This is a genomic window from Kluyvera sp. CRP (genome assembly GCF_019930565.1).
In the GTDB taxonomy this organism is placed as follows: Bacteria; Pseudomonadota; Gammaproteobacteria; order Enterobacterales; family Enterobacteriaceae; genus Kluyvera; species Kluyvera georgiana_A.
Window position 1 is genome coordinate 4,327,691 of sequence record NZ_CP082841.1, and the last position, 19,446, is coordinate 4,347,136.

At 49.1% G+C, this 19,446-nt stretch carries 28 protein-coding genes, 2 tRNA genes and 4 pseudogenes; 13 read left to right on the forward strand and 21 right to left on the reverse strand.

Annotated features, from left to right (window positions below; translation table 11 throughout):
* Positions 1-176: 176 nt before the first annotated feature.
* The 18 genes from K7B04_RS20580 to K7B04_RS20665 all read right to left on the reverse strand — a co-directional run bounded on the left by K7B04_RS20580 (position 177) and on the right by K7B04_RS20665 (position 8,140).
* The gene (locus K7B04_RS20580; protein ID WP_223802900.1) at positions 177-410 is read right to left on the reverse strand and encodes a DinI-like family protein; all 234 of its coding nucleotides are present in this window, start codon (positions 408-410) and stop codon (positions 177-179) included.
* A gap of 174 nt (positions 411-584) precedes the next feature.
* Positions 585-914, reverse strand: coding sequence for a hypothetical protein (locus tag K7B04_RS20585; RefSeq protein WP_223802901.1), 330 nt, complete (start codon positions 912-914; stop codon positions 585-587).
* A gap of 129 nt (positions 915-1,043) precedes the next feature.
* Complete coding sequence (locus K7B04_RS20590) at positions 1,044-1,244, reverse strand: hypothetical protein (protein WP_223802902.1); 201 nt, start codon at positions 1,242-1,244, stop codon at positions 1,044-1,046.
* A 76-nt stretch (positions 1,245-1,320) separates the two neighbouring features.
* Positions 1,321-1,569, reverse strand: coding sequence for a DNA polymerase III subunit theta (locus tag K7B04_RS20595; RefSeq protein ID WP_223802903.1), 249 nt, complete (start codon positions 1,567-1,569; stop codon positions 1,321-1,323).
* Between the two features lies 1 nt (position 1,570).
* Positions 1,571-2,056 (reverse strand): DUF1643 domain-containing protein, encoded by a 486-nt coding sequence (locus K7B04_RS20600; protein ID WP_223802904.1) that lies wholly within the window; start codon positions 2,054-2,056, stop codon positions 1,571-1,573.
* A gap of 65 nt (positions 2,057-2,121) precedes the next feature.
* Positions 2,122-2,349 carry a hypothetical protein gene (locus tag K7B04_RS20605; protein WP_223802905.1) on the reverse strand — a complete coding sequence of 76 codons (228 nt, stop codon included), beginning with the start codon at positions 2,347-2,349 and terminating at the stop codon, positions 2,122-2,124.
* Positions 2,349-3,110: a DUF551 domain-containing protein gene (locus K7B04_RS20610; RefSeq protein WP_223802906.1), complete on the reverse strand. Its 762-nt coding sequence runs from the start codon at positions 3,108-3,110 to the stop codon at positions 2,349-2,351. The genes K7B04_RS20605 and K7B04_RS20610 overlap by 1 nt, the downstream gene beginning before the upstream one ends.
* Entirely contained in the window at positions 3,107-3,619 is a 513-nt protein-coding gene (locus K7B04_RS20615) for a hypothetical protein (protein ID WP_223804205.1), read from the reverse strand. The genes K7B04_RS20610 and K7B04_RS20615 overlap by 4 nt, the downstream gene beginning before the upstream one ends.
* A gap of 5 nt (positions 3,620-3,624) precedes the next feature.
* Positions 3,625-3,945 (reverse strand): hypothetical protein, encoded by a 321-nt coding sequence (locus K7B04_RS20620; RefSeq protein ID WP_223802907.1) that lies wholly within the window; start codon positions 3,943-3,945, stop codon positions 3,625-3,627.
* The gene (locus tag K7B04_RS20625; RefSeq protein ID WP_223802908.1) at positions 3,942-4,277 is read right to left on the reverse strand and encodes a hypothetical protein; all 336 of its coding nucleotides are present in this window, start codon (positions 4,275-4,277) and stop codon (positions 3,942-3,944) included. Before K7B04_RS20625 ends, K7B04_RS20620 begins: the two co-directional genes overlap by 4 nt.
* On the reverse strand, positions 4,270-4,713 hold the full coding sequence (locus tag K7B04_RS20630; RefSeq protein ID WP_223802909.1) for a hypothetical protein: 444 nt from the start codon (positions 4,711-4,713) through the stop codon (positions 4,270-4,272). Before K7B04_RS20630 ends, K7B04_RS20625 begins: the two co-directional genes overlap by 8 nt.
* Positions 4,710-4,958 (reverse strand): hypothetical protein, encoded by a 249-nt coding sequence (locus tag K7B04_RS20635; RefSeq protein WP_223802910.1) that lies wholly within the window; start codon positions 4,956-4,958, stop codon positions 4,710-4,712. The genes K7B04_RS20630 and K7B04_RS20635 overlap by 4 nt, the downstream gene beginning before the upstream one ends.
* Positions 4,955-5,281 (reverse strand): DNA-binding protein, encoded by a 327-nt coding sequence (locus K7B04_RS20640; RefSeq protein ID WP_223802911.1) that lies wholly within the window; start codon positions 5,279-5,281, stop codon positions 4,955-4,957. The genes K7B04_RS20635 and K7B04_RS20640 overlap by 4 nt, the downstream gene beginning before the upstream one ends.
* Before the next feature lie 2 nt (positions 5,282-5,283).
* On the reverse strand, positions 5,284-5,724 hold the full coding sequence (locus K7B04_RS20645) for a PerC family transcriptional regulator (RefSeq protein WP_064546126.1): 441 nt from the start codon (positions 5,722-5,724) through the stop codon (positions 5,284-5,286).
* 18 nt (positions 5,725-5,742) lie between these two features.
* Positions 5,743-6,483 (reverse strand): ATP-binding protein, encoded by a 741-nt coding sequence (locus tag K7B04_RS20650; RefSeq protein ID WP_064546128.1) that lies wholly within the window; start codon positions 6,481-6,483, stop codon positions 5,743-5,745.
* Between the two features lie 2 nt (positions 6,484-6,485).
* Positions 6,486-7,307 carry a DUF1376 domain-containing protein gene (locus tag K7B04_RS20655; RefSeq protein WP_223802912.1) on the reverse strand — a complete coding sequence of 274 codons (822 nt, stop codon included), beginning with the start codon at positions 7,305-7,307 and terminating at the stop codon, positions 6,486-6,488.
* Between the two features lie 54 nt (positions 7,308-7,361).
* Positions 7,362-7,916: a toxin YdaT family protein gene (locus K7B04_RS20660; RefSeq protein ID WP_223802913.1), complete on the reverse strand. Its 555-nt coding sequence runs from the start codon at positions 7,914-7,916 to the stop codon at positions 7,362-7,364.
* A gap of 2 nt (positions 7,917-7,918) precedes the next feature.
* Complete coding sequence (locus K7B04_RS20665; RefSeq protein ID WP_042897101.1) at positions 7,919-8,140, reverse strand: YdaS family helix-turn-helix protein; 222 nt, start codon at positions 8,138-8,140, stop codon at positions 7,919-7,921.
* Positions 8,141-8,271: 131 nt separating this feature from the next.
* Between K7B04_RS20665 and K7B04_RS20670 the strand changes: the two genes are divergently transcribed.
* From K7B04_RS20670 to K7B04_RS20695, 6 genes are all read left to right on the forward strand, one after another.
* The gene (locus K7B04_RS20670) at positions 8,272-8,682 is read left to right on the forward strand and encodes a helix-turn-helix domain-containing protein (protein WP_223802914.1); all 411 of its coding nucleotides are present in this window, start codon (positions 8,272-8,274) and stop codon (positions 8,680-8,682) included.
* 254 nt (positions 8,683-8,936) lie between these two features.
* Positions 8,937-9,077, forward strand: coding sequence for a hypothetical protein (locus K7B04_RS20675; RefSeq protein WP_167576110.1), 141 nt, complete (start codon positions 8,937-8,939; stop codon positions 9,075-9,077).
* Between the two features lie 41 nt (positions 9,078-9,118).
* Positions 9,119-9,463 carry an Rrf2 family transcriptional regulator gene (locus K7B04_RS20680; RefSeq protein ID WP_346015173.1) on the forward strand — a complete coding sequence of 115 codons (345 nt, stop codon included), beginning with the start codon at positions 9,119-9,121 and terminating at the stop codon, positions 9,461-9,463.
* Positions 9,464-9,604: 141 nt separating this feature from the next.
* Positions 9,605-11,740, forward strand: a complete 2,136-nt coding sequence (locus tag K7B04_RS20685; protein WP_223802916.1) for an exonuclease — start codon at positions 9,605-9,607, stop codon at positions 11,738-11,740.
* Between the two features lie 69 nt (positions 11,741-11,809).
* The gene (locus tag K7B04_RS20690; RefSeq protein WP_223802917.1) at positions 11,810-12,088 is read left to right on the forward strand and encodes a DUF4224 domain-containing protein; all 279 of its coding nucleotides are present in this window, start codon (positions 11,810-11,812) and stop codon (positions 12,086-12,088) included.
* Positions 12,027-13,070 carry a tyrosine-type recombinase/integrase gene (locus K7B04_RS20695; protein ID WP_223804206.1) on the forward strand — a complete coding sequence of 348 codons (1,044 nt, stop codon included), beginning with the start codon at positions 12,027-12,029 and terminating at the stop codon, positions 13,068-13,070. The genes K7B04_RS20690 and K7B04_RS20695 overlap by 62 nt, the downstream gene beginning before the upstream one ends.
* A 66-nt stretch (positions 13,071-13,136) precedes the next feature.
* Here the strand turns inward: K7B04_RS20695 and K7B04_RS20700 are convergent.
* A tRNA-Ser gene (locus K7B04_RS20700) sits at positions 13,137-13,226 on the reverse strand.
* A 90-nt stretch (positions 13,227-13,316) separates the two neighbouring features.
* On the opposite strand from K7B04_RS20700, the gene mtfA reads away from it, so the two are divergent.
* From mtfA to K7B04_RS20715, 3 genes and pseudogenes are all read left to right on the forward strand, one after another.
* Positions 13,317-14,114: a DgsA anti-repressor MtfA gene (mtfA, locus tag K7B04_RS20705; RefSeq protein ID WP_167575511.1), complete on the forward strand. Its 798-nt coding sequence runs from the start codon at positions 13,317-13,319 to the stop codon at positions 14,112-14,114.
* A 100-nt stretch (positions 14,115-14,214) separates the two neighbouring features.
* Positions 14,215-14,290, forward strand: a tRNA-Asn gene (locus tag K7B04_RS20710).
* Positions 14,291-14,451: 161 nt separating this feature from the next.
* Positions 14,452-15,589, forward strand: a pseudogene (locus K7B04_RS20715) (integrase arm-type DNA-binding domain-containing protein).
* 170 nt (positions 15,590-15,759) lie between these two features.
* Here the strand turns inward: K7B04_RS20715 and K7B04_RS20720 are convergent.
* Positions 15,760-16,350: pseudogene (locus tag K7B04_RS20720) on the reverse strand (integrase domain-containing protein); the annotation flags it as partial.
* Positions 16,351-16,729: 379 nt separating this feature from the next.
* Positions 16,730-17,014 carry a hypothetical protein gene (locus K7B04_RS20725; protein ID WP_163449321.1) on the reverse strand — a complete coding sequence of 95 codons (285 nt, stop codon included), beginning with the start codon at positions 17,012-17,014 and terminating at the stop codon, positions 16,730-16,732.
* A gap of 332 nt (positions 17,015-17,346) precedes the next feature.
* Between K7B04_RS20725 and K7B04_RS24555 the strand changes: the two are divergent.
* The 4 genes and pseudogenes from K7B04_RS24555 to K7B04_RS20740 all read left to right on the forward strand — a co-directional run.
* Positions 17,347-17,607: pseudogene (locus tag K7B04_RS24555) on the forward strand (contractile injection system protein, VgrG/Pvc8 family); the annotation flags it as partial.
* Positions 17,608-17,643: 36 nt separating this feature from the next.
* Positions 17,644-17,883: pseudogene (locus tag K7B04_RS20730) on the forward strand (RHS repeat-associated core domain-containing protein); the annotation flags it as partial.
* A gap of 408 nt (positions 17,884-18,291) precedes the next feature.
* Complete coding sequence (locus K7B04_RS20735; protein WP_167575510.1) at positions 18,292-18,702, forward strand: DUF1493 family protein; 411 nt, start codon at positions 18,292-18,294, stop codon at positions 18,700-18,702.
* Positions 18,695-19,075: a hypothetical protein gene (locus tag K7B04_RS20740; protein WP_223802918.1), complete on the forward strand. Its 381-nt coding sequence runs from the start codon at positions 18,695-18,697 to the stop codon at positions 19,073-19,075. Before K7B04_RS20735 ends, K7B04_RS20740 begins: the two co-directional genes overlap by 8 nt.
* Positions 19,076-19,446 lie beyond the last annotated feature (371 nt).

Consider the following 19,446-nt stretch of genomic DNA (forward strand, 5'->3'; position numbering starts at 1 on the left):
TGAAAGAAACCATATCGCCGCGGCGGTACATCAAAGCACGTTCAGTTACGGGGAATGACGCCAGCCTGGCGACTATAACGCCGTCATCACACCTGATTACAACATACCCACGGTCAGGCATATTCTGTTTTTGTTCCACTAAAAAACCCTCGCTACGGCAATGTGTCAGCGTCGAATTAATAAAACCAGTCGTCTGCGCTTTCCCACGTTTCCTGCAGGATTTCCTCTACTCGCTTTTTGTCGCCATCTGCGCCACCGATAACGCTGAGGCCATCAGAACCCGCGCGGCGCACAATCAACCGGCAATCTTCAAAGCTCTGATTCAGGCGGCGAAGCAGCTCAGTTTGCAGCGCGGCTTCTGCGCCAGTGGGCAGTTTTTTGGTTTTGTCGATCGTCACTTCAACTTTCATAATTCCTCCCGCTCGAAATACTGTATAAATAAACAGTACACCCATACGGCAGATTTATCAATCCTATAAAGGCATTTTTTGCGAAGGTTACTATGTTGTTTCTAATGAGTTTTTATCACGCCAACAAAAAACCCGCCGGGGCGGGTTCTGGTGTTTTCTGGGCTGTTTTCGGGCCTAAATTATGGGTAATTCGTCAGGTTCGGCGCGTCGTATTACGTTGATCTCGTATGTCATAACACCGGACACCGTCACATCATCCAGCACATCACCTTCCAGTGCTTCGCCCTCATCCGTGATGAGCGCCGCCCCCATCAGTTTTGCAAACTGGGTCCGGCCGCAATGAGTGATAAGCATGATGTTGCCCTGCTCTGCTCTCAGCGACCGATTAATGACCGCATAGCCGGTTGTCGTTTGAATGACTGTGCAGTTAGCATCCATCTGACAAAGGGAGTCCACTGTCAGACGTGTTTCCACGTAGTCGTTTGCTGGGGATGGGAAGGCCATTTTACACCTCATCAACTAATAATGCTGTATATATAAACAGTATTATTTTACTGATAGCATGTCAATTAGTGATGGCCGGTATAAAACTATGGCTTTGCTGCAGGCACCCATAGGCTGAAAATTCCTGGCTTACTTCATGCCGTATCGAACGATCTCCTGATATTCCTTCTCATTGTTTTCACAGGATTTTTTATCTTTCACAATTTTTGCCGTGCATGCAGCCTCTCCATAGCCAGAAAACGCAGCATTCACGAGCATCAACTTTACCGACTTTATACACAACTCCTGCTTCTCTTCGTTCCCTGGATTGAAGCAGGCCGATTCAGTCATTTTTCGGTAGTCCAGAGTTTCTCCAAATGCAGAAGAAAGTGACGTGAATGCAAACACAAAAATTAATATTCTCATTTTATTTTGATTCTTCTTGTTTTTGGTAGCGCGGATCGGATGCTTTTGGCAGCGTAATGCTCAGTTCGCGATAGTGACGTACGCGCTCCATGAAGTATTCACGAAGGTGCTCTGGTTGCTCTCGCGCTACCTGCTCAGCGATAACCGGCATATTCAGGCGCTCTTTGTACGCTACACCTGAAGCAGCCAGGTCAACATTAACCCTGTCCTGCTCGTCTTTAGTTTTTGCTGTGATGTTGAAATTACTCATATTATATCAACTTAATAAGCTCTGTTTTTGCTGAGAGCATTAGTGGGTGGCACGGGTCATTTGTTACCTTTGTTTTACCAAGACAGAAAACTGGTTTCCTACTAGAAAGAAGTAAGTTCATGCAGTCATCCAGAAAGTGTCTGTTAGCCGATTTCAACTTAGTCCTATCCCCCCAGCATGGAACTAAAATGTCGGCCTCACTAATAATCTTCCGGAAGTGGAAATCGTGCTCCTCTCCCCTTAGTGGAATATCTGCTCTTAATCCATTGATATCTGTTGATATAATTGAAAAAACATTAGCAACGATTACCTTGCCAAACCTTTCTCGCTCCGCGAAACCCAACATTCTTTTCACTGTGTTATCATTTTTTTCTTCATTGGCTATTGACGGATTTACGCCAATAAACACTACCGTTTTGTGCCCGCCATGAATCTCTCGATCAAGCCTATATCGATATTTACCGCACGGGCTAAATATTGCGTCCATAAGAATCCCCTCGATGAATTGAGGGGATTATACATCACTGCGCTGATTTGCGTTCTTCTGGGGATTTAGGCATTCAGATTGCTCCAGTCAGCGATACGACTGGCGAGAGCGCCCATCTCATTACTCATCAATCTGCGAAGCACCCTATCACGCCGGAATACACAGAACTTCGGCATGTTTAAGCGCTTCTCTTTCGCAGGCAGTGAAGACTGATTCCAGTAACGTCTCATCAGTGAGCCTCCCTGCTCCATATCAGCGCCTGTTAGCTCCTGAATTGTGCTGAACTTAGGCATCACCCCACCTCCTCTGGCATTGCCGGCAGTGGCCGCCAGTGGGTAGCTGGTGCTTCGAAATCAAGATCGCACCAGCTCCCTCCATCCCAGAACGCAATAGCATGATGGAACCAATCTCCTGTGACCAGTACGCTTACCATCGTTTCTGGCATCCGCTCGCTTACTGGAATCCAACCATCCGGAGTTGCCGGGGAGTTGCCACTGGCTAATGGCATATCCGGACCTTTGCGAATCGCCGCAGCCAACGCTATTGGATCATCGTGAAGCCAATCACCAGTTTGCGGATGGTTAGCTTCAGCCATTTGAGCGGCCCATTCGAGCCCGTCCTGGTGGCCCTGCAGATACCCCGAAGGCAGCGCTTCAGTTTCGCTAACATGTTGATTAAGTTTTTCTGTATTGAGCATGGCGGCGCGGCAGGCGTTCCAGCCACCACGGAAAGTATCGTCAAAGCAATCATCTGCCATGAAACGACGCTTATATTCTTCGCGGGTTAGCTCATCAGGCACTATCGGCTCTGGCGGTGCAGCGTAAAGCGGTACGGGCTCGCTGTATTCACCAAGTTTTGGGTCGCCAGCATGCAATAGATATCCCTTGTACGTCATGTAAGCAACCGGCTCACACATAGCCCTCCGCCACTCCCGCAGCTCTTTCAGGGCAGCCAGCTGGCGTGGATAAAGTCCGTAGCGCTCAAGCCCCAAGATGAGATGATCTAGTTCTTCCTCGGTTACTGGTGCTTGAGGGGCTGTTAAGTTGGTTGTCATGCTGCATTCCCCTCTGGCTTGTTAACGATTACACCGTCATAAACCTCTTTGAGGTGACCGCGTAAATCCATGCGCCGTAGTGCGCTAAACATGTAATCACACTCCGCCTGTTTGTTTGCCTGAAATGGTTTGCTGTCCCGATTAACCCACAACCCGTTACCGGGCCAGCCATGAACTTTCTTGACCCGGCCTTTCACTACGTGAAGTAATCCCCATCCCGGCGGTAAATCCTCAATATTTACGATACCCGGTTCGCTAATCATGAAGCGCCAATCACCCATACCCTTTTCTGGCTCAATCCTGAAAGGCTTCTTGCGGTCAGCTAACAGGTCAGAACGAGAGCATTTAGCCTCAATCAGACAGCTTGCCCCGTTACGAAAGCCGATTGCATCAGCTTGCTCACCGTATGGAGTCCAGGCACGGAAGCGGTCATGAAAAGCGATTTTGAAGCCGTTATTTTGCAGGAACTGGCAGGCGATCAGGCAAAGCTCGTCATGCGTTACTGGCAATAAGCTCATTGTCCTTCTCCTTCGATAACCGGCATAAACGACAGGTCGGCAAAGAACTCACCGAAGCCAAAACAAACTGAGTAAGCTAACCGCCCATGAGGTTTAAACCCCGGGTTGGTGATGTCAGTAGTCGCGAAAGTTGACGTAATTTCATCAACCACCGCCTGCGGCGCTGACGGGCTATCAACCCATGGAATGCAAATCAGGTCAAAGTCACGAGCCATCGTTCCGTGTATTGCCATCGCGTAGCCGTGTTTGCGGGCTATCTCTGCCAACTCCGGGTATATGGCGCAATATACTGGCGCAAGGTTTGCAGCTTTCATCATGCGTCTCCTTCGATAACCTGGATGCCAGCGGCGGCAAGCATTTCTTCGATTTCCCATTGCGCATAAACTGGATATCGCTCAGACCCATCGCAGCACCGATCTTTCTCGCTGTGAGATACCGCGACATCGTCCCAGTAATCATCTGGTGCGTGACCAGCCTGAATCCAGATTAAGTGAGCGTGTGGCTTTGGCAGCTTCACGGTGGCTTGACTGCATAGCATTTGCTCCAGTAAATCCATTCGGCTATTTTTGACGAAATAGCCGACGACTTCACCATCTTCACAAACGGCCTCGTTGCTTATTTCAGCGAATAATTCCTTTCTGCTAATCATTATAAATCTCCCCGCCCGCCTCACGAATAGCGGTGATTACGTCTGCTTTTTCGTAGCACTCGATCATGCCAGCCCAAAACCGAGTTGTTGGCAGCTTCACGGTGACGATGCGGGACTCCAGCTCGGCGATGCGGTTTTTTGCTACCAGCAATTCAGCAGCAATTTCACGCCAGCTTTCGTAACTGGCCTCCAACTTGTCCCAATCCGGATTGAAGTTGGCAAGTTCAGACAACTGGCCTTTAAGAAAATCATTACTCTTCTGCGCCTTCTCCAGCGCCTCTACCAGCGCCAGGACGTTGGCTGGACAAGCTGCTAACTGGAATTCATTGAGGGCATCAATTCGGGAGCAGAAATTCATGACCGGCGCTTCACCAGCATGTTTCGCTTTCTCTGCTGCCGCTCTCATACGCTGCGCCAGTGCGGTGATATCAGTCATTGCGCGGTCTCCAGTGCTACGGCGATTTCTTCGAAAAACTTCTCCCGGGTGTGGCTGGTCATGGCCGGTACAAACGCAGCCATCAGCATGCCCTGATCGCAGTTCTCATCGTCGGAAAGCAGAAAAATTTTCTTATCCAACCGAACTTTGGCTTCCTGCAGCTGCTCGTTCCGGCTGGCGCGCTGGAGGTATTCAGCGATAATTGCGATCGCCTTTTTGGTTTCTTTCACAGTGGTTTCGTTCATGCTCTCCGCTCCAGATACACATACCGTTTCACCATGCCCAGCGGCAGCTCTAACTTTTCAGCTATATCCCGGAGTTTCACCCCACCAGCGTGCAGTTCGCGCGCAAGCTCCACATCCGCTTCCGGATATTTAACCGACTGGTGGAACCTGCCGCGGAGCCGCAAATTAATACCAACTTCCCGGGCTTTCGTTCTTACCGCCGATTCTGAGCGCCCAATGAGCAAACCAATCTGTTTTACTCTCATGTTCCCACTACACTGATGAACAACGATTAATTCAGCTCGGCACCAGTCCTTACCTTTCTTCCGCATTCTCCTGGTCATCGTTAGCACCTCTGAGCATTACGAAGGCAGCGAGACCGCATTCTGGCGATTCTCCACAGCTCGTTTGAAGTACCGGCCATCCCCATGACTGCCGTATAAACCGTCGCAGCGCGGCGCCACAGCCCTTTGCCTTCCAGTTTTTTGGCCTGGCCTATCGCTGCCTGAACTTCCTGCATGTTCTCAACTGCTGGCCGCGGTTCCATGTTCGGTAGTTCAACATCAGGCACCTCGGTTCCAGCCGCAACGTAATACACAAACTGCGTGCCGTTATGCTCCCGGCGCAGTTTCCCGGCGTTGTGGAGGCTGCGCAGATGGTTACCGGCGCTGCTCGATGGGAGTTCCAGAACTTCGCACACATCCTGAAGGACGCAATCTGGCGTTCTGTCCACGATGGCGAGCACCAGCTGCGCCTGTGTTACTCGGTTTTTGGTCTTTTTGGTCATTGGTCAAAACTCGCTTTGTTACTTAACGACCCGTAGATGGGTCACGTTTTTGCGGTAACTTCCCCAGGTAAAATTCACCCAGATACCGCCATCCATCGTCAGGCGATCCATAACTCGCTCGCCTAAGATATTCGTCAGCTCGTCATGGTTGAGGTTGGTCAACACCCCGACCGGCTTCATTGCCGCCAGGCGGCGGTCGATAATCTGGTTAAGCACCACCTGTTCGCCGCGTGTTTCGCGCTGTACTCCGACTTCATCAAGTACCAGCAGGTCAACACGGCAAAGGCTATCCAGCAGAGACGCTTCGGACTGGCCACCGTCGTAGCACTCCCGAACTTTCAGCATCAGGTCCATCACGGTGATAACCAGTACGCTGTGATCTCGCTTGATCAGGCTGTTGCCGATGGCCGCCGCCAAATGATTTTTTCCGGTGCCGCAGCCACCGCTGAAAATGAAGCTGGCGAATCCAGTACCGAAATGTTCGGCATAGCTCTTGGCCATGCTCAACGCGTGGCGCTGACCTTCGTTGTTCACCTGGTAGCTGGCGAACGTACAGCCGCGGTGAAGATCACAGATGCCAGACCGCCCGAAAATCTTTTCAGTGCGCACCTTCCGGTTTTCTTTCTCGACTTCGGCAGCTCGTTTCTTCCCCTCCGTGCGCTGCCACTCCATCAGCTCCTGCGCGTTCTGGAAGCGAGGCTGAACACCCGGTGGCATCATTTTTTGTAAACGGCTAAACAGGTCACTCGTTGATTTCATGGCTAGCCCCTGAATCCCGGTGGGATCGTTGTGTCAGGTTGAGAAATCTTTATCCCCGCTGGTTTTTTCGAACCGCCAGTGAAGTTCCGTGGCTGTGCCCGGGAGTTTCTAAGACTTTGTGCAAACGCCTGCTCCCACTGCTGGTGGTGCTTCACCTTCCCCTCTGGCCCCCAGTAATCGCGAAACTGCTGTAATTCCTCCTGTGAATAGCCCGGTTCGGGGCCAAGATTAACACCCCACAAAGCGGCTTGTTTCACGAAGTCGGGCCCCGGCTTCCATTCAGGAGTGATCGAGAATTTCCCGAAAGGCGCGATGTACTCGGGGTTATTCCCGTCCCGTTCTTCGTCGGGCTCGCGCGCTTCTCTCTCTCTGGTTTTATTTATTAGATCTGTATCTGTATCTTTATTAGTTGGGTTTCCGTTGGAGTTCTGTTCAAACGGAGAATCAACACCCGTTGAACGACCGTTCCCGTTTTGTTGGCCTTTCGTTGATTTTTTGGCTTTTCTAGCCTGTGCAGAGGCTTTCCCTGCTGCTGACTTCTGACTAATCGACATTTTTACGGCTTCAAGGTCCCGCTCGATTCGTTCCTGAACCCATTCCGTACCGTTGTCGTTGAAAAACTCTTTCAACGAAGCTTCAACGGCAATCCAACGGTCGTTGCTCAACCGTGCAATTTTCGCCAGTCGGTTTTTTGGGATCGGCCTGCCTGTCTGCCAGTAATTGAACATCAGCAGCAGGTACGCTCCATGCTCTTCTGTAGACAAATGCATGGTGTCTGCCAGATAGTCAGCAATGTAGAGTTGCATGTAAGGCAGTGCTGCCATGGTTACTCCTACCCTCGACTTGCAGAGGATTTATGGTCATTGGTCTAAACTCGATTAAAAACACTGTGGCGCTACGGCGGCTACGCTCGCCAGTAGTGGTCCCGCCAGATCTGCAGGTAGCAGGTTAAACAAAGCAATTGCGGCCTCCCTTATCTCGCGTTCAAGCTTCTGAACTGGAGCGCCTAACAACTTCGCCTGGTGAGCTTCGCTGCATTCTTTGATCGCACTGGCCACCAGCTCAGTTTCCGTTAACCCGTGCTTCAACCCATATTTACGGGCGATTTCGATCGGCATCGCATCAGCAATTGCTGAGGAAAGCTGGATCACATAACTGGTGTACTTTTCGGAACCGGCTTCGTTCTTCAGATAGCGGTACAGGTTTTGTTTGTTAACGCTGATTCCTCGACCGTTTTGTTTTTCCCATTGTTCGGCCACCAGCTGAGCCACCACCTCCTGAGATTTTCCGGGGATGGTGGATTCCCACTCCTGCACGGCGGCATAGATTTTTTGACACTGAATGCCATCCCGGCGACGTGGCGAATACTGATTTTCTGTTTTCAGCTGCATACCTTTCACCGGGGTATGATTTTCAAAAGAGATGGTTTGCATGGTTACTCCTTTGGAAGTCCATCAGCAGGGTTCGGATAAAGATCTGGGCGCAATTCGTGTGGTGTTACCTTCCAGTCGACAGCTTTGCTCACCTTGATCACTAGCTCTCCTGGTATTTTATTTTTAAACCACCCATTAACTGTTTGGGCTCTCCTTTTCATACGGCGGCCGAGCTCAGCTTGGCTGCAGATGTTCAAGAGCTTTTTTTGGGTTGATGTCTTCATCGGTTGATCTCATTAGTTGTCGATGGAAGACAATAAAACAAATTAAATCGATATCGTCAAATTATTTCGATAGTTAGGCCTACAGAAAAAATCTGTATAATTAGTGGTAACTTTATGAATTGGATGAAGAGATGAACTTCGGAAAGAGATTGCAAAGGGCTATAAAAGATCTCGACATATCTCAATCTGAGCTAGCCCGCAGGTTGGGAGTTAAGGCTCAGTCGGTAAGCGGCTGGTGTAACTCTGATATTCTGCCTAGATCTGAAATCTTAAATCTTCTGCCGGCAGCAACGGGTTATCCGCTTTCATGGTTTTTTATGGAAGATGGTGAAGTATCTCAAGATAGGGACCCATGGGAGACAAACGTTCAAATCAAGCCGTCTTCTGAACTCCAGGCAAGGCTTCTTAATGCGTTTGAACAGTTACCAACTGAAGATGAAAAAGAGAGAATTATCAGCCTTATAGACATGCGTCTTGAGGAACTTGATAATTTCGCAAAGGCCTATCTACAAAAAAGAAACCTTATTCCCCCTACTAAATAAGTCCCTCTATCTCCTTCCACATTTCGTGGGTCATGTCATGACCTGCTGTTTTTTTTCGCCCTTATCTATCGATTTAATTTGACGCATATCGATTACTTCGATAATAATACTCCCATCGCAACACGTCATCCAGGCAGGAAGCCCACGAAGTAGCTGCCGGCGGCATACGAAACACCGGATGAGATGACAATAATCAACGCGCAGCAGGCAGTACCGTTCCGTCAGCCAGACGTTAAGGGCACAAAGGAGAAATCATGATTGATTTTGCACGCGAACCAGCACGGCAGCAGGCCGTAAAGTTGAATTTTATTGAGGCATGGATCCGCCGCCTCTGCTACTTCCTCGCCCAGAAAGGCGACCCGGCTGCCGACCAACAGCCTGTAAAAAGTTACTAATCGAGTTTTGACCAATGGCCGTTATGGCCGGAGAAGTGATCATGGAATTTGGAATGAAACGCGTTCTGGCATCCGTCCAGGCCGCAGCCACTTTGAATAAGCTCTATAACGGCTCGCCCGTTTCTCTGACGGCCATCAGCAAAGAGTCAAAGCTGTCGACTTCATACCTTGAGCAGATCTTCAAAAAGCTGCGTACGGGTAACCTGGTTATTTCACAGCGCGGCCCCGGTGGCGGATATAGCCCTCGAAGCGATGACATCACCGTTACAGACGTGATCACCGCTGTATCTAAACTGCCAGCCCATAAAACCTTTTATCCTATCCTGCGAGCGCTTGACGGCGTTCGCGTTTCACAGCTGTTACGGGGCGATTCGCCAGCCCCATAAAGCACAAAACCCGCGCAAGGCGGGTTAAGTACCCGGAAAGCCGACCAAAGCGTTCCGGTTTCGAGTTTTGACCAATGACCACCACCAAGGCGGCTGCCATCAGCTGCCGGGTATCTTACAACCTGAAGGAGCCCGAACGCAATGAACAACTATGCGTACCTGATAAAAGCAAAAGCAAAAGCCACAGAAGCAAAAAGCCTTTTCTGCTGGTTTTCCGCAAAGTCCGATTCCCGTGCTGAGCGTGAAATTCTCAACATCCTTGAAGATGAAGGGATCACCGTCGGTCGCGCAGCTGACCACCAGCTGCCTATTCGTACAAACTTCCCTGTTCTGGACGATCTGCCAGAAGAAAGTGTTTTAGACAGCACATGGTGTGACCGCTATCAACTCGACGACAAGAACTGCTGGCAAAAGATTCAAGTCACTCAGCCTGCTGATGCTGATGCTGATGCTGATGCTGATGCTGATGCTGATGCTGATGCTGATGCTGATGCTGGTCAGGATGACAACAGCAGCAACGCAAAAAGTAAAATCATCGATACTCTCGACAGTATCGCGCAAATGCCATTCCGCATTCAGTTGCTGGCACAGTTCAATGCCAAGGGCGGCCACGTATGGCACATCAACAAGGAAACTCGCGCACAACTTGCCAGCCTCGAAATGGACACGGATAACACCTACGTTCAGAACCTGCTGCTGGCCGTCGAGAACTGTCCGGAAGTTAAAGCATTCGACATGCCGACGCTCTGGAAGCTTACCGACGCGGTGAAAAAGGTATTTCCGCAGGATAAGCGATGCGAACTGAACCAGGTGATCCAGTTCGTCAAAGCGTGGGGAGGCACCGAACACATCGATCGCGGTCTGCTGGTCAAAGAGTGGTTGAGTGGGAACCGTGTGGCGCAGGTTCAGCGCACCGACGTCAAGACAAACGCCGGCGGCGGCAAGACAGACCGTAACCCGACCATGACTCATACGCTGGACACTCTGGACGTTGATATTGCGCTGGCCACACTGCCAATGGATTTCAATATCTACGATATCCCAGGCGGAGTTTACCGCCGAGCAAAAGAGATCATCACTAAAAACGAAAGCCCGTTCAAAGAGTGGTCCGCCGCCCTACGCAAACGAGCTGGCATTCTGGATTATTCCCGCGCCGCTATTTTCGCGCTTATTCGCGGAGCCGAAGAAAACACTCACCATTTCCCGGAACTGTTGAGCCGTTACATCAACAAGAACCTGACGGAAACAGACCACCAGCACCCATCAGAAGAAATGCTGGCTGCAGCTGGTCACGTTCCAGAAAAAAGCTGGGAAAACGAGATAAGCCACCGACTGGCAGCCGAACGCGGGGAATTCGTTCCGGGTATCAGCGACCCTACGGATCCAAAGTGGGTGCATGAAGACTTGACCAAACCACAGCCTGAAATCGCCAACATGGGCAACGGCGTTTTCTCCATCGATGGTCTGATGGACAGTCAGCCAGCCCCTGCTCTTTCAGTCGTAGATCAGGTGCGCCAGCGCGCAGTCGAAGAAAAAATTCTTCAAGTCGATACCGAGGAAACCAGCGATGTGCAGATGGAAAAAGATCTCAATGATGAAAACTCGGTTGAACCTGAAATGCCAGTTAGCGAAACAACAACTGACCCAGTTACAGGCAATGCTGAAGATAGCGATCAAACAGATACCTTAAATAATGATACCGTTCATCACAATGATGATTTCCGCCACGTTATGGTAGACCTCGAGACTATGGGGAACAAATCTAGCGCACCCATAGTATCGATTGGAGCAGTTTTTTTTAACCCAGCCAGCGGCAGAACTGGCGCCGAGTTTTATGCAGTCGTATCTCTGGAATCAGCCATGCTGTTGGGTGGCTTGCCAGATGCAGGAACTATTTTGTGGTGGTTAAAGCAGTCTCCGGAAGCACGTTCTGCCATCACAATGGATGACGCAATGCCGCTCGTGGATGCACTGGAGTTATTTTCTGATTTTATCAGTGAAAATTCAGACGCTGGCTCTGACGTACAGGTCTGGGGCAATGGCGCATCATTTGACAATGTCATCCTGCGTTCATCGTATGAGCGAGCAAATATCGAATGCCCGTGGAAGTTCAGGAATGATCGTGACGTGCGAACCATTACAGAAATGGGTGAGGCCATTGGGATAAAACCTCGTTACGACATTCCATTTGAAGGGGATATGCACAATGCCCTTTCTGATGCCCGTCATCAGGTCAAATACGTTTCCGCTATCTGGCAGAAATTGATTAAGAACTGATTTTTTATTTTCAGAAAACAGCCCCCCAGCCAGTTACTTTTAACTGGCTGGCTAACTGAGGTGATAGCCATGCAAACCCTTACACTGTCACCAGCGGAAATAGAAGAAATAACGGGATACAGACGCTACACAGAACAACAGCGGCAACTAAGATGCCATGGCATTCCTTTTACCACTGATGGCAGAAACAGACCGATTGTTTTGCGCAGGCACCTGGAACCGAATATTGCTGAATTACCAAAGGTTGATGAGTATGTTGCAACGGAACCAAACTTCGACGCCATTTATGGGAAGACCACGAAAAAACCCATCAGACGCGCAGCTGCCGCCCAGGGTTACCAAAAATAAGTACAGCTATGTGTGGAAGCCCAAGGGAACGAAATTGAGCATAACCCTTGGGAAGATTAGAGAAACCAGCATGTCCGCACTTTGGCGGAGATACGAAGAGGAAAAAGCCAAGCGTCACGACGTTATGACATTCTCCAAACTGTGGGGAATGTTCCTTGAGAGCCCTACATTTACAGAGCTGGCAGCCAGAACGCAGACTGACTATCGGCAGCACCAGAAAAATCTGCTGGCCGTGTTCGGCAAGATGAGAGCTGATGATATCCGAATTGAACAGGTGCGTATTTATATGGACCGACGGGGGCTGACCAGCAAAAATCAGGCTAATCAGGAAATTTCAAGTATGTCCCGCGTTTATGGATGGGGATTTGAAAGAGGTTATGTGAAAGGCAACCCCTGTAAAGGGGTTCGTAAATTTACGTTAAAACCTCGGGAGGTATACATTACTGATGAGGAATACCAGGCTATTTATCTTGAAGCGGTACCAGCTCTACGCGCCGGGATGGAGATCGCTTATTTGTGCGCTGCCCGAGTATCTGACGTACTCTCATTGCGCTGGTCTCAGGTGAGTGATGAAGGAATTTTTATTCAACAGGGTAAAACGGGTACAAAACAGATAAAAGCATGGACTGATCGTTTACACGACGCTGTGGAGCTTGCCAAAACGTTAGGCGGCAGAACAACAGTGATTTGCAGCAGCAAAGGTACAAAATATTCAAAAAGTGGGTTTAACGACTTATGGGAGGCTGCGCGCGAATCGGCGGGAACTGTTCTTGGTAGAAAGCTGAAATGTACTTTCCATGATCTTAAGGCAAAGGGGATTTCTGATTACGAAGGTTCGAGCAAAGAAAAACAGCTTTTTTCAGGGCATAAAACTGAAAGTCAGGTACTGGTTTACGACAGAAAAGTGAAGGTTTCGCCTACACTCAACAGGCCATCACTGGAGCATTCGGATAGTGATCACCATGGAAAATATACCAAGTGAGTATACCAACACTATACCAAGTGTGACGCGTATCGTTGAAAGGAATTGATGTAAGTGCTTGAATAGTGGCGGAGAGAGGGGGATTTGAACCCCCGGTAGAGTTGCCCCTACTCCGGTTTTCGAGACCGGTCCGTTCAGCCGCTCCGGCATCTCTCCGTTTTGATGGTTGCCATCATGCCAGGAATTTTGGCATTTTAACAGACCCAGTCTCTTCAATTACGTTCAAGTGACGAGTTTACGAGCAGAATGATGATTAAATGGCCCTGGAAAGCGAGTGACACTGCCGATAAAGCTGATTTGCCGTGGGCGCAGGCCCTGGCGATCCCGCTGTTAGCCAATCTGTCTACGGACGAGCAGGTGAAGCTGGTCCAGCTTGCCGATCGTTTCCTCCAGCAAAAGCGGATGGTGTTTTTACAGGGGCTAACCGTTGAACCGATCACCGAAGCGCGTATTGCGCTGCTGTTCTGCCTGCCGGTCATGGAGCTTGGCTTAGAGTGGCTCGACGGTTTCCATGAAATTCTTATTTACCCCGCCCCGTTTATTGTCGACGACGAATGGGAGGATGATATTGGGCTGGTGCACAACCAGCGGATAGTTCAGTCCGGGCAAAGCTGGCAACAGGGGCCTATCGTACTCAACTGGCTCGATATTCAGGATTCCTTCGATGCCTCCGGTTTTAACCTGATTATTCATGAAGTCGCGCATAAGCTCGATACGCGCAACGGTGACCGAGCCAGCGGCGTGCCGTTTATTCCGCTGCGTGAAGTGGCGGGTTGGGAACACGACCTGCATGCCGCCATGAATAATATCCAGGATGAGATTGATTTAGTTGGCGAAAACGCCGCCAGCATCGATGCCTACGCCGCGACCGACCCGGCAGAATGTTTTGCGGTGCTTTCGGAGTACTTTTTCAGCGCGCCTGAACTTTTCGCTCCACGCTTCCCGGCGCTGTGGCAACGTTTTTGCGGTTTCTATGGACAGGACCCATTACAGCGGTTGCGAGATAATAGCCAGCAGGATGAAAATCCCCCGGCAGTACACTAAAACAACACCTTGTGCTAAATTCAGCCAATTGAATCAGCAAGTTAAATTTAGTGTTGACACAAATATTCGTGCCCAGTACTATGCGCCTCGTTCACACGATTCCTCTGTAGTTCAGTCGGTAGAACGGCGGACTGTTAATCCGTATGTCACTGGTTCGAGTCCAGTCAGAGGAGCCAAATTCCTGTTTTCAGGCGTGCTTATAGGTTCCTATTTAATTAGGTTTCAATAAGTTAGCGTGAAAATATTTCCCGATGCGTATCTGGTTTTCCCTGAGCATCCGGCAAAATTGGTGGTCTGATTTGGGGTCATTTCAGTTCGATAATGGAGTGACCACCATATGTCCCTGTCCGACGCGAAAAACTGCACTATCAAGCCTTCTGATAAACCCTTTAAACTGACCGATTCTCATGGTCTGTATCTACTTGTCAATCCGGGCGGTTCACGCCTCTGGTATCTCAAATATCGCTTCAACCGAAAAGAATCCCGCATTGCCTTAGGTGCCTATCCGCAAGTCTCGCTTTCCGACGCCCGCCAGCAGCGCGACGATATCCGTAAGCTACTGGCACAGAATATCAATCCAGCACAACAACGCATGACTGAAAAAGCTGCCGCATCACCGGAAAAATGCTTTGAGGCCGTTGCGGTGGCATGGCATAAAACCAACAAGAAATGGTCGGCTGACTATGCAGAACGCATTCTTGCCAGTATGAAAAATCATATCTTTCCGGCAATTGGTCATCTGCCCGTCACGATGCTGAAAACGCAGCATTTCACGGCACTGCTGAGAGTTATCGAGGATAAAGGTTTTCTGGAAGTCGCATCCCGTACCCGGCAGCAGCTCTGCTCCATCATGCGCTACGCCGTGCAGCAGGGGCTGACCGAAAGCAACCCAGCGCAGCATCTGGAAGGCGTCACCGCACCGCCGGTTAAAAATCACTATCCCGCCCTGCCGCTGGAGCGAGATTGATTTCAGACACAAAATTTGGACCATCCCCTCCACAAGGGAAACGATAGAGAAAGTTCGTTTCTCGGGCCGTGGCGCAAAAATGCGTACCCCGCATATTGTCCCGCTATCTCATCAGGCGCTTGCCATTCTGAAGCAGATAAAGGAAATCTCCGGCCATCTGGAACTGGTGTTCCCCGGCGACCATAATCCGTATAAACCAATGAGTGAAAATACCATCAACCGGGCGCTGCGTCTGATGGGCTACGATACCAAAACCGACGTCTGCGGACATGGCTTCCGGGCAATGGCCTGTAGCGCACTGGTGGAATCTGAACTCTGGTCGCGGGATGCAGTGGAGCGGCAGATGAGTCACCAGGAACGCAACAGCGTGCGGGCAGCATATATCCACCGTGCTGAACATCTCGATGCACGCAAGGACATGATGCAGTGGTGGTCAGACTATCTTGACGTAAGCCGCGAGGGGTACGTTGCACCCTATATCTGTGCGCGGCGGCATAAAGCGGCCTGAGCCAGAGACTGCATATTTTGTTGAAAATGAAAAAGCAGATCCTGCTTTAATCCGGATCTGCTTTTACATTGCGCAACAACTGTCAGACAATCAGCACCAGCAACCGACTTGCTGGAACGCAATAGCTGCACCAGTTCAATATCATCGTTTATCTGCACCAGAAACTACCCGGAATACACGCCCCTTAAACCAATACGTGACGCCTGGCTGTGCCAGTATTTCATCGCACTTCTGAGATCCGGTTTATCGAGCAGCCTGTCATGACGGTTTTCTGCGACAGATAATGCCTTATCGAGTGCCTTTCTGACCGCCACAACATCCAGAATAACGGTTTCCCGCGGACGTCCGCCTTTGGTGCCAAACACCACCGTTAACCGGGGTTCTTCGCGCTCCAGAGCCTTCCGCCATGTCTTCAGCGACTGCGCGCTCTGTACCGCTTCCTGCGAACGCAGCCCCAGCGAGCAATTGCTTATCCGCTCACTGTCTGCCAGTTTGCCACGCCCGGCCTGTTTCAACATGCAGCGGATCGCGGCCATCTCGTTTTGCAGGGAACGTTTAGTAATGCCCTGCGCCAGCCGTTCACGGACGTAGCTTTCAATATGCCGCGCTTTCAGGTGCTCCACCCGACGGACCTGCACATTCTGCGCCATCGCCAGACGCTCACAAAAACGCTGCGCCAGCGCGATACGGTCGTGAACGGTCTTGTGACTGCCGCCCGCCAGTTTCGCCAGCCGCGTCATTTCCTGCACCAGAACCCCCATATTTTCCCCTTTTAATGATGCCTCAAATCCATAACCCAACACTGATACAGCTTTCCCCGGCGCGCAGGCCAGTAGCCCCTGAGTTTTGTCGGGGCTGCGAACGATACCTGAGCGCCGGGGCGGCAGCCGTTGAGGTGTTGTGGGGTGTCGGTTGTGCTCTCTGAGCAGCCGCCCGCCTGAGCGGGTCATCCCCCGGATCGTCCTGATCCTCCTCGATATCGGTTTGTGTTCTCCTTAATGCGTGAAATGGCCTGAAAAGGCGGTGTCAGAATCCCGCGATGGGCTGGTGCAGTGGATTTCTCTGGCCCAGAGCTAAAGGGCTGCGTGCGTCACTTTCCCGCTTTGCGCGGTTAAAGTGACGCACGGGTCTGGTGCAGGTTTACGGCCACGCGGCAGCAAAGCCTGACGGCAATGCAGCCCGCAGCCCGCCTGGTAGGGCGGTCATCAGAAGTGAAGAAATGACCTCTGCCACACTTTCTGTGACCCGGCGTGTTACGAGGTTTGCACCGGTAAAGGGAATAGCCATCCTGAATAATTCAGGTGCTTCTTTCAGGCCATGAAGCAAAGGGCGTCGTCCGCAGACAACAGAATGCAGGCAGGAAATTACATTCTGTATGCGAATACTGAAAGAAGAAACTGAATTTTGCTTTGAAAATTTTGTCATTTTTAATGAATTACCACTCCATATTTCCTCTGTGAGTGATCAGCGTAGCCATCCCAACATCTATTTTTCAAATTAACAGACTATTGCCACTCTATGAGAGCAGCAAAATAACGGATGTATCATTAGTAAATTTTATTTATGCCAGCAAAGTCATCCACGGTAAATATTAATTATTTGGAAAATAATAATTAATTTATAACGCCTTTTAATAAAAGAGACTTTCGTCAAAAAAATCAGTTAAAAAAAACCTCTAATGTTTCATATTACTTATATATCTACCATTTCTGTTCTGGCATTCACTGGCAGTATTGTCACGTATAAGAGGGGGATTTATGTCTCAAAAAGGCCTGCGTTTTACGCTGGATGTGGACGGATTAACGCCGACGGCAACAGCTGTCGTCAGCTTTACCCTCTACCAGAATCTCTCCACGCCTTTTCTTCTCAGTGTTGATATTGCCAGCGACCGGTCCGGCCTCACCGCCGTCAGTTTTCTCGAGAAAAACGCCACGCTGACCATCTGGCAGGGTAACACCCCACAGCGCTATCTCCACGGCATCATTACCGGGATGGAAACCGGGGAAAACAACGACTGGCAGATGAATTACAGCGACGGAAAAATCGACTGGTCAGCAGAATATGATGCATGGGGTAATATGCTCAGTGAGAATAACCCGCACAATCTGAAACAGCTCATTCGTCTGCCGGGGCTGCAATATGATGCAGAAACGGGTCTGTATTATAACCGCCATCGTTACTATGATCCGTTACAGGGTAGGTATACCACGCAGGACCCAATTGGATTGCTGGGCGGGTGGAATTTATATCAGTATCCGTTAGATCCGATAACTGATATTGACCCATTGGGGTTATTCGTTCCTATTTTGGTTGGATTAGCATGTGGTTTAGTATTCGATTATGCATTAGATCAATGGAAAGAAGAACACTGTAAAGACCCTGACGCAGATACTGCGTTTGGCCAAGCAGGAAATGCAGCAAGTGGAGCAGCAGTTGGAACTTTTGGTGGGTTTGAGAATAGACCTCGTGGTGGTATCGCCGGTGGTGGGCCATCAGGAAATAAAACATCCGTTTACAGCAAGACGGTTCATAATGCTTATAAAAACAAAGTTATCAATAAGGAGACCACAAGAGTTCTCCGCAATGGAGGAAGACGAGTAGCTAAAGCAATACCATATGTGGGAACTGCTATTACTCTATATCAGTTTTATGATGCTAGTAATTGCGATGATTAAGTGCACGAGATGAATGAGATACAAATTATGAATCCGCATTCAAGACAACTCGGTCCGATAATAATCTATTTTTTAAAAACAGCCAGATTTTCTGAAAAGGAGATCGCTCTACTTACATATGACACAAGATTATTTCATGACTTGGATTTATTTGGCGACACTGCTGAAAATATTTTAGAAATTCTTCAAAGAGAATTTAATGTTGACATGTCATCTTTTAAATTCGACAAATACTTCCCTACTGAATATTCCCAAGATGTCAAACACATAGACAAGCTTAACACATTATTATTCTTTAAATTTAATGCTATTGCAAGAAAACATTTTCTAAATATAAAAGAGAAAGTGGATGGAATATATGCAAATTACCGCCCTATTACATTGCATATGATAGAAATGAGTATCAGGGAAAAAAAATGGGCCGATTCTATTGAATAAAAATATCAAAATGAATTATTCCAAAATAGAAACCATAGGGCTGACAAAAACAGTTCGCCCCACGCTGGCGGAGAAATTTCAGCAGGAAGCGAACGTGACCTTCCCACCTGAACGGGTTATGGAGCATACGTGCTATGATCCCTCCAAATATATTTTCTATATTGAAAAAGATTCTGACCATGCCTCATGCCAATATCAAGGAAAAGGTAAAGTATGTAAACTGACACCTACACCATTAAGTGTAGTTATCGTCCATAAAATGGGGCATGCAATGGGCGAAAAAGATAACGGACCAGGGCAAATGAATAATGTCAAAAAACATGAGAACCCTGTCCGCAAAGAAATGGGTATTCCGCCGAGGATGAAATACTGATGATAAAGATAAAACCTACCCGACTCAATGAGGTCTTATGTGTTTTTTTACACTCTCAAAAATGGATAAAGAAGAAATTGCTAAAGAGATGCCTTATGGACAATGCACTGAGCTGTCAGCTAAGTGCAAAACATCGTTCAGATCAAGGTGCTCAATTATTCTTCATACCCGATTAGTTCACCGATAACACGAGTAATGATTCTCTGGGGTCAGAGATAACCATAACCAAATCATGTTGTGGCGTCCCCTGATTCATCCTGACTTAGCATCTTTACCTATTGGAGGCTGAAAGACCTGTTAGGAACAAATATACCATCATGGATGTTGTAACTAAAATCGTATTTCTATACAGAGAAGGACATATGGCCCAG